Origin of the sequence: Aeromonas sp. ZOR0002, assembly GCF_963866995.1 — a bacterium.
Taxonomy (GTDB): Bacteria; Pseudomonadota; Gammaproteobacteria; order Enterobacterales; family Aeromonadaceae; genus Aeromonas; species Aeromonas caviae.
In genome coordinates, this window is sequence record NZ_CAWMFQ010000287.1 from 7760 (window position 1) to 16784 (window position 9025).

Sequence of the window (9025 nt, forward strand, 5' to 3'; positions counted from 1 at the left end):
CATCGATCTCGCCATCCGGCGCAACGACTTCCAGTGGCCTGCCGAGCTCTACAACCAGTTGTTGTTCGAAGAGCGGACCGGCCCTGTCTGCCCGCCGGGCAAGGTGGCGCACTTTTTTGAACCCAGGGGGGATGTGCAGGCCCTCAGACCAACGGCCCCCCGCCTGCACACCAAGACCCGTCCGGGCGCCTGGCTGGAGTGGCAGCAGCACGCAGGCATGCCCGCCGACGAGGAGGTGCCGGGTCAGACCTTCGAGCACTTCTATTTCAGCCTGCAGGCGGCAGTCGCCGGGCTGGGAGTCGCCATCGGCCCCTACCGCCAGGTGTGCGACGATATCGAGGCCGGTCTGCTGGTGGCACCGCTCGGCTTCGTCCCCGACGGCACCGGCTATCACCTGCTCGCCCCCGCCCCTCCCGAACCCGGCAGCCCCCACGACATCCTGGTGAACTGGCTGCACAGCCTGGTGGGCGCGGCCTAGCCCTGGGCGGTGCGCCCGGCGGCGACCTGTATCTCTCCCGCAGTCAGCTCCCGGCAGAACTGGCGTATCGGCATGGGGCGGGCAAACAGGTATCCCTGCAGATACTGGACCCCCTTGCCTCTCAGATAGGCGGCCTGCTGCTCCGTCTCCACCCCTTCGGCCACCAGGGACAACCCCAGCCGTCCCCCGAGGTCGATGACGTTGTCCACGATGTGCTCGGAGAGGGACTCCGTCCCGATACGGCCGATGAAGGAGCGGTCGATCTTGAGATAGTCCACGTGGAATTGCTGCAGATAGATGAGGCTGGAGTGGCCGGTGCCAAAGTCATCGATGGCGAGCTGCACCCCCATCTCGTCGAGCTGGCGAAACAGGGAGAGGGTCTGCGGGCTGGTCACCAGCAGCTCCCGCTCCGTGAGCTCCAGCACCAGCACCACCCGTCCCGGCACGAAGTGGCCGAGGAAGTCGCGGCACTCCGCCACCAGGGAGAGGTCCCGGCAGTGGATGGCACTGATGTTGAAGCTGATGTGAAATGCCTCGGGCAGCTGCTCCTGTACCGGGTGGAGTGTCTTGGCCACCGTCTTCATCAGGTTGACCGTCATGGGCACGATCAGGCCAGACTCTTCCGCCTGGGGGATGAAGAGATCGGGGCGGATCAGCCCCTCGGTGGCATGTTGCCAGCGCATCAGTACCTCGGCTCCCACCATCTTGCCGCCCTTGCTGGCGATCAGCGGTTGCAGATAGGGGACAAATTCCCTGGCTCGCAGCCCGCGTCTCAGCTCGTCCGTCAGGGCCCCAGGCCGCCCAAGCAGCCACCACACCAGCAGTGAGAGCACCAGCGAACTGGCTCCCAGCCAGATCAGTTGCAGATGGCGAGCCTCCCACAGGGCACGCCAGTAGATCGGCATGGCATAACCGGCGTGGATGGTGAAGGGGTAACGCTGGGAGGCGAGTATCAGGGCAAACTTGCTGTGCAGTTTCGGCGGATCGCTTTGGAAGTGGCCGGACTCATCGAGCCAGGCGGACCCCACCTGCAAGAACAGCTCGCTGGGATCGCTGCTCAGGGTGAGCATGAAACTGAGCTGGCTGCTGTCAATGGCGCTCAGTGCCGCATCACGCCCCCGCTCCTGACGCACCACCAGCAAGGGGTGATTCTTGCGCACCAGGTTGCCGCTCATCAGCAGCAACTTGCGATCCGTGTAGCGGGAGCCGTCATCCACTTCCCTGGCAGGCCCGAACAGCGAGGTGCAGTTGATGATCCCCTGTCGCACCAGATTGATGGAGCGCAGGAAAGGCTCCAGCGCCACCCGCTTGCGCAGCAGCAACAGGTTGTCGCTGCAAGGTCGACCGGCCAGCGGCAATACCTCGAGGTTGGCCCGCTCGGCCTGATCCAGCATGCGCTCCAGCAAGGTTCTGGCCTTGCTGGCTGACGCGCTGGCATCGTTCTTCAGCTCCTGCTCGTAGCTGTCGTGCACCATCCACCCTCCCACCACCAGGGGCAGGGCCAACACCAGCAAGGCACAACCAAGGCGCCACTTCATGCGGGCCAGATCAATCCGGAACAGAAACATAGCAACCACGCCGCAATGCGCGGGCCCGCTTCGCAGGTACCGCGGTATAAAAGTGCCCACCAGGAAACGGTGGGGCCATCATGGCCAGACAACGAAAGCGCAACGCGCGTACCAGGCAGATCGACGACGCCGTTGCTGGGCATGGCGGGTCATTATCGCGCAGCCCCCTGAAATGGAAAATGCCGCGTCGAGACGCGGCATTGTTATTTTCAGTGGTCAGACCGGCGAGTCTCAGACCGCTTGCTGCAGGATCACCGCATCGGCCTTCTTGGTGTAGGAGGCGATCTCGTTGAAGTTCAGGTAGCGGTAGGTGTCGGCCGCAGTGGCGTCCAGCGCCTTGGCATACTGCAGATACTCTTCCACAGTCGGGATCTTGCCGATGATGGCGGCAACCGCGGCCAGCTCGGCAGAAGCCAGATAGACGTTGGCACCCTTGCCCAGACGGTTCGGGAAGTTGCGGGTGGAGGTGGAGACCACGGAGGCCCCTTCCGCTACCCGCGCCTGGTTGCCCATGCAGAGGGAACAGCCAGGGATTTCGATGCGGGCACCGACCCGACCAAAGATGCCGTAGTAGCCCTCTTCGGTCAGCTGATCCTTGTCCATCTTGGTGGGCGGGGCGATCCACATGCGGGTCGGCAGCTCGCCCTGATACTTCTCGAGCAGTTTGCCGGCGGCGCGGAAGTGGCCGATGTTGGTCATGCAGGAACCGATGAACACCTCGTCAATCTTGTCACCCGCCACGTTGCTCAGCAGACGGGCGTCGTCCGGATCGTTCGGCGCGCACAGGATCGGCTCCTTGATGGTGGCCAGGTCGATCTCGATGATTTCGGCGTACTCGGCATCCTTGTCCGCTTCCATCAGTACCGGGTTGGCCAGCCACTCTTCCATCCCCTTGATGCGGCGAGTGATGGTGCGCACGTCGCCGTAGCCTTCAGAGAGCATCCACTTCAGCATCACGATGTTGGACTTCAGATACTCGATGATCGGCTCTTTATCCAGCTTGATGGTGCAACCGGCGGCGGAACGCTCGGCGCTGGCGTCCGCCAGCTCGAATGCCTGTTCCACCTTCAGGGTCGGCAGACCTTCGATCTCGAGGATGCGGCCGGAGAAGATGTTCTTCTTGCCCGCTTTCTCGACGGTCAGCAGCCCCTTCTGGATGGCGGCGTAGGGGATGGCATGGACCAGGTCACGCAAGGTGATGCCCGGCTGCAGCTCGCCCTTGAAGCGCACCAGCACGGATTCCGGCATGTCCAGCGGCATCACGCCGGTGGCGGCGGCGAAGGCCACGAGGCCGGAGCCCGCCGGGAAGGAGATGCCGATGGGGAAACGGGTGTGGGAGTCACCACCTGTACCCACGGTATCCGGCAGCAGCATGCGGTTCAGCCAGGAGTGGATGACGCCGTCACCCGGACGCAGAGAGACACCGCCGCGGTTCATGATGAAGTCAGGCAGGGTGTGGTGGGTCTGCACGTCGATGGGCTTGGGATAGGCCGCTGTGTGGCAGAAGGACTGCATGGTCAGATCGGCGGAGAAGCCGAGGCAGGCCAGGTCTTTCAGCTCGTCGCGTGTCATGGGGCCCGTGGTGTCCTGGGAGCCGACCGTGGTCATCTTGGGTTCGCAGTAGGTGCCCGGGCGAATGCCCTTCACGCCGCACGCCTTGCCCACCATCTTCTGGGCCAGGGTGAAGCCTTTGCCGGTGTCGGCGACAGGCTGCGGACGACGGAACACGGTGGAGAACGGCAGACCCAGCGCTTCGCGGGCCTTGTCGGTCAGGCCGCGGCCGATGATCAGCGGAATGCGGCCACCGGCGCGCACTTCGTCGATCAGCACCTCGGTCTTCAGTTCGAACCGGGCCAGCACCTCGTCGGTGCCGTGGCGGGTGATCTTGCCCTCATAGGGGAAGATGTCGATGACATCGCCCATCTCCAGTTTGGAGACGTCCACTTCGATGGGCAGGGCGCCGGCATCTTCCATGGTGTTGAAGAAGATGGGGGCAATCTTGCCGCCGAGGCAGACGCCGCCGGCACGCTTGTTCGGCACGAACGGAATGTCGTCGCCCATGAACCAGAGCACGGAGTTGGTGGCGGATTTACGGGAAGAGCCGGTACCGACCACGTCACCCACGTAGGCCAGCGGGAAACCTTTCTCTTTCAGGGCATCGATGGTCTTGATGGGGCCGATGACGCCATCCTTGTCCGGGGTGATGCCGGGACGGGCGTTCTTCAGCATCGCCAGGGCGTGCAGCGGAATGTCCGGGCGGGACCAGGCGTCCGGCGCCGGCGACAGGTCGTCGGTGTTGGTTTCGCCGGTCACCTTGAACACGGTGACGGTGATCTTCTCGGCCAGGGCCGGGCGGTTCAGGAACCACTCGGCGTCAGCCCAGGATTGCAGTACCTGTTTGGCGTGGGCATTGCCCGCCTTGGCCTTCTCTTCCACGTCGTGGAAGGAGTCGAACATCAGCAGGGTGTGGGAGAGACCCTTGGCGGCAAGAGGAGCCAGGGTCGCATCGTCCAGCAGGTCGATCAGCGGCTGGATGTTGTAACCACCCTGCATGGTACCGAGCAGCTCGACGGCTTCGGCGGCAGTCAGGATGGGGGAATGGGCCTCGCCCTTGGCGACGGCGGTGAGGAAGCCGGCTTTCACATAGGCCGCTTCATCAACACCCGGGGGAATGCGGGAGGACAACAGTTCTTTCAGAAAGTCCTGTTCGCCGGCGGGCGGATTCTTGATCAGCTCAACCAGGGCGGCGACCTGCTCTGCGTCCAGAGGTTTGGCAACCACGCCTTCGGCGGCACGTTCTGCGACGTGTTTACGGTATGTTTCAAGCACGACTAATTCCTCTTTGGTCTTTTTTTTGGGGTTCGCCCAAGCTCGCGGCGATCGTCCTTGCGGGACACCCGTAGGGTGCCCCCCACTATATAAGTTTTAACGACTAATTAAAATCCAAACCCTGTGCAGTTATTCATCAAACCAGCATAACCATATAAACCCATTAGGTTTTTTTAGAGTGACAAGCCGCCCACCCAAGGTGAGTTAACAAAAAGGCAGCATTTTGCCCTTATTGGAACGTAGTGCCCAATTGCAGATAGAACATGTCGTGTCCCCCCTCCGCCACGCCATAGCCGAGGAAGATGGGACCGAGGAAACTCTCCACCCCCATATAGAGGGAACCCGAGGTATAGGAGGATTCGATGCTGATGTCCTCTCCCTTGTCCCAGACCCCCCCTTGCTCGAGGGAGCCCCCGAGGAACAGGGGCGCCTTGAAGGCACCGAAGTCGTTGTCCGCCACCCGGTAGATGTAGCGCAATCCGCCGAACAGGCTGTATCGACCGCTCAACTGGTAATGTTGGAAGCCGGACATGCGGAACAGCCCGCCCAGATCCTGCACGAACAGCGGTACCGTCTCCTGGGAGCTTGAGCCGCCCCCTTCCAGCATCAGGTTGAGACTGTGCCTGTCCCAGGACCAGGGCTTGATCATCACCAGCCGGTAATTCACCCCCTCGGCCTGCTCGGAGGGCGCGTTTGCGGGGTCGAGATCGACGTAGGAGTAGCCCCCCTTGATGTCCCAGTAGACCCCCTGATAGGGGAAGTAGCGGCTGTCGAGGGTATCGTGCTCGAAGCGGATGTAGGGGCCCCAGGCGGAGGCATCGGCATCCGCGTTGGTGAGGTTCTGGATCTCCACGCTGCCGATCTTGCCCTCCAGCCCAAGGGAGAAGCGGCTCCAGGGCTGGCGATTCCAGCCGACGGCGAGATCCACGCTGGTGAAGCTGTACTCGGAGTCCAGATAGCTGACCCCGGACGACGACCTGCTCTCTTCCGGGAAGAAGACCCGTCGCTGGGTCTTGTCGTAGGCCAGGCTCGTCTCGCCGAAGTAGGTCTGGGAGGGCTCCAGCGGGGTGTAGAAGTCGGTCTTGAGGTGCTTGGCGGTCCCGAGGGACGCCTCGGTCAGCCACTCGCCTCCCCAGTCGTTGACGTTGGTCAGGGTGTAGGACATGCCGACGTTGTAGTTGGAGCTGCTCTCGAAGTCATCGGAGAAACCGAGCTGGAAGTTGAGATAACCCGGCCCCCAGTTCTTCTCGCTGGCATCCACCACCAGCACGTTCTCCCCGTCCCGCTCCTCCACCTCGTAGGTGATGCGATCGAACGACTCCAGGGCGTAGAGGCGACGGATCCCCGCCTCCAGGCTCTCGTAGGTCTGCACCTTGTCCGGACGCACGTTCAGCATGGCCCGCACCGTGTCGTCGGAGAGGCGCGACTTGTTGATGATCTCCACCTTGTCGATGTAGTAGGCGGGCTGGCCGCTGCGCTCGGCGCGCCGGCTCAGCTTGCCGTTGCGATAGTCGGCGTAGGCGGCGGGCGAGAGAGAGAGCGCATCGAGCCGGGTCGCTGCACTGTTGGCGACCGCCTCCCCGATCTTGATCCCCTCCGGCATCAGGGCGAAGTCGGCGATCCCCATGTTGCCGAACTCGGGGGTCAGCAGGATGTCCCTGGGGCCGAGCAGCGCCTTCTGCTTTTCGGTCCCCACCTGGGTCATGTAGGTGGTGAGCTGATCGATCATGGCCAATCCCGACTTCAAGGATTCCCGGGTACGCAGCTTGGCGCTGATGTCCACCGCGATCACCACGTCGGCCCCCATGGCCTTGGCCACGTCCACCGGCATGTTGTTGACCGTGCCACCATCGGCCAGGATGCGGCCGTCCCACTCCACCGGCTTGAGGGCACCGGGAATGGACATGGAGGCCTGCATCGCCTTGGCGAGGCTGCCGTGATCCAGCACGAAGGGGGTCACCGTCTCCATGTCGGTCGCCACCGCGCGATAGGGGATAGGCAGGTTGTCGAAGCTCTTTTGCGCCGGCAGGTTGGAGGTGGCGTGGCGCAGCAGGCTGGCCATGGACTGCCCCTGGAAGAAGCCGTCCGGCAACTGGGTCTGGTCACCGTTGACCCCGATGTCGGTGCGCAGCTGGTACTTTTCGGTCTGCTGCTTCTTGCGCAGGGAGAGCTCGTCGCGCCCCACCTTGTCCTGATAGCCCTTGTTCCAGTCGATGGCCAGCGTCGTGCGCTCCACCTCCTCGGCGCTGAGCCCCATGGCATACATGCCCGCCACATAGGAGCCCATGCTGGTCCCGACGATGATGTCCACCGGGATGTGCTTTGCCTCCAGCACCTTGAGCACCCCGATATGGGCCGACCCCTTGGCCCCGCCGCCGCTCAGTACCAGGGCGATCTTCGGACGATCCATCTTGGTTGCCCCCGGGCTTCTGGCCGAAGGCGCGGGATCATTGGCTCCGGCCGCCGCCATGAACGGCAGGGTCGCCAGCAGGAGCACGAGCAGGTGGGTCCATCCCCGATGAAAGATGCGCATATGAGAGTCCATAAATCCGGTGCGAGTCGAGCGGGCAGGCCGCCAGTCAGGTGCAGCCTACTATAAGTGCAAGCACTTTAACCGCAAGCCGGGGTGCTGGCGAGGGGTCGCCCCGCTTGCGATGATGTCTTGGCAAAATCGGGCGCCAATCCAGCCCAATGCGGGTGTGAGCGCAAACGTTAATCGACAATAAAGGCCCCCGCCGCCTCAAGAGCGCGCCAAATCAGCCGCTATTATGAGTTCAACCCTGGTTCACACTTCCGAGTCACCCTTATGTTCGCAAGCCTGACACTGAAACAGAAAATTCTGGTCACCGTCATCCTCGCCGTGGCCCTCTCCTGCCTGCTGGTGGGCTATTTCAGCCAGCGTTCTGCCCAGCAGCTGATCGAGGACCGCATGTTCGAGCAGGAGCTGCCCAACCTGACCCAGCGCATCGGCAAGGAGATCGAGAAGGATCTCACCTCGGTCGCCAATGCCGCCAGACAGCTTGCCAACGACCGCTTCGTGCTGGACTGGGTCGAGCGCGGCATGCCAAAAGAGCAGGAGTCCATCCTCATCAACCAGCTCAAGGACATGACGAGCCAGTATGGTCTGGTCACCGCCTCCTTCGCCGATCGCCAGAGTGCCGCCTACTACAACCAGGACGGTTTTCTGCGCATCCTGAACCACGAGCAGGACAACTGGTTCTATGACTACACCAAGAGCCGCCAGGATCTGATGCTCAGCATCTTTCGGGAGAGCAACGGCGAGGTGAAACTGTTCGTCAACTTCCAGCAGCTCGACGGACGCGGCCTCGCCGGCCTCGCCAAATCCCTCGACAGCATGGTCAGCATGCTCGCCAACTTCCGCATCGGCGACAGCGGCTTCGTCTTCATGACAGACGGCAGCGGCAAGGTGAAGCTGCACCCCGACGCCGCCCGCATCGATCGGGACAACCTGACCCAGCTGGCCAGCGGCAGCAGCACCAACCTGCTCAACAAGCAGCCCTTTGCCGCCACCCGTGCCGAGGTCGACGGCCAGCCCGTGATCCTGGCCAGCAGCTACATCCCCCTGCTCGACTGGTATCTGGTGGCCCAGGTGCCGGAGGCCGAGATTTATGCCGAACTGGACAGAGCGCGCCTGCACATGGTGCTGGTCAGCCTGGCCATCGCCGTCGGCATGGGGCTGCTCGGCGTTCTCCTGGCGGGCTCCGTGAGCCGCCCCCTCAACGAACTGGCCCGCCTGTTCCGCGAACTCGGCAGCGGTGATGGCGACCTCACCCATCGCCTCAAGGTCGATGGCCGTGACGAACTGGCCCAGGTGGCGACCGGCTTCAACAACTTTGTCGCCAAGATCCACGGCTCCATCGAACAGGTGGCGAGCAACTCCCGCCAGCTCGCCGCCACCGCCAACGAGGTGGCCGCCAAGGCCCAGCTCACCCAGCACAACTGCACCGCCCAGCGGGATCGCACCGTCCAGGTCGCTACCGCCATCCACGAGATGGGAGCCACCGTCAGCGAGATCGCCGGCAATGCGTCTCTCGCCGCCGACGTTGCCAAGCAGGCCAACGAGCAGGCCGATGCGGGGGCCCAGGTGGTCGCCCAGGCCCGTCACGGCATCGTCGGCCTCTCCGGTGAA

5 protein-coding genes are annotated in these 9025 nt (G+C 63.3%); 2 read left to right on the forward strand and 3 right to left on the reverse strand.

From position 1 onward, the window contains the following. Positions 1-478: LysR substrate-binding domain-containing protein (locus AACR77_RS15555; protein WP_042882660.1), on the forward strand; the 478-nt coding region annotated here is incomplete at its 5' end. Here the strand turns inward: AACR77_RS15555 and AACR77_RS15560 are convergent. From AACR77_RS15560 to AACR77_RS15570, 3 genes are all read right to left on the reverse strand, one after another. After that, positions 475-2046, reverse strand: a complete 1572-nt coding sequence (locus tag AACR77_RS15560) for an EAL domain-containing protein (RefSeq protein WP_041213989.1) — start codon at positions 2044-2046, stop codon at positions 475-477. The genes AACR77_RS15555 and AACR77_RS15560 overlap by 4 nt on opposite strands. Positions 2047-2277: 231 nt before the next feature. Next, positions 2278-4875 carry a bifunctional aconitate hydratase 2/2-methylisocitrate dehydratase gene (acnB, locus tag AACR77_RS15565; RefSeq protein WP_042882661.1) on the reverse strand — a complete coding sequence of 866 codons (2598 nt, stop codon included), beginning with the start codon at positions 4873-4875 and terminating at the stop codon, positions 2278-2280. Between the two features lie 229 nt (positions 4876-5104). Then, entirely contained in the window at positions 5105-7408 is a 2304-nt protein-coding gene (locus AACR77_RS15570; RefSeq protein WP_042882663.1) for a patatin-like phospholipase family protein, read from the reverse strand. 273 nt (positions 7409-7681) lie between these two features. Here AACR77_RS15570 and AACR77_RS15575 point away from each other — a divergent pair. Then, on the forward strand, positions 7682-9025 hold a 1344-nt coding region (locus AACR77_RS15575), incomplete at its 3' end, for a methyl-accepting chemotaxis protein (RefSeq protein ID WP_042882665.1).

Excerpts from the sequence above, each read along its gene's own strand:
- AACR77_RS15560 (WP_041213989.1), bottom strand. The coding sequence starts at position 2,046 with ATGTTTCTGTTCCGGATTGATCTGGCCCGCATGAAGTGGCGCCTTGGT.
- AACR77_RS15570 (WP_042882663.1), bottom strand. The coding sequence starts at position 7,408 with ATGCGCATCTTTCATCGGGGATGGACCCACCTGCTCGTGCTCCTGCTG.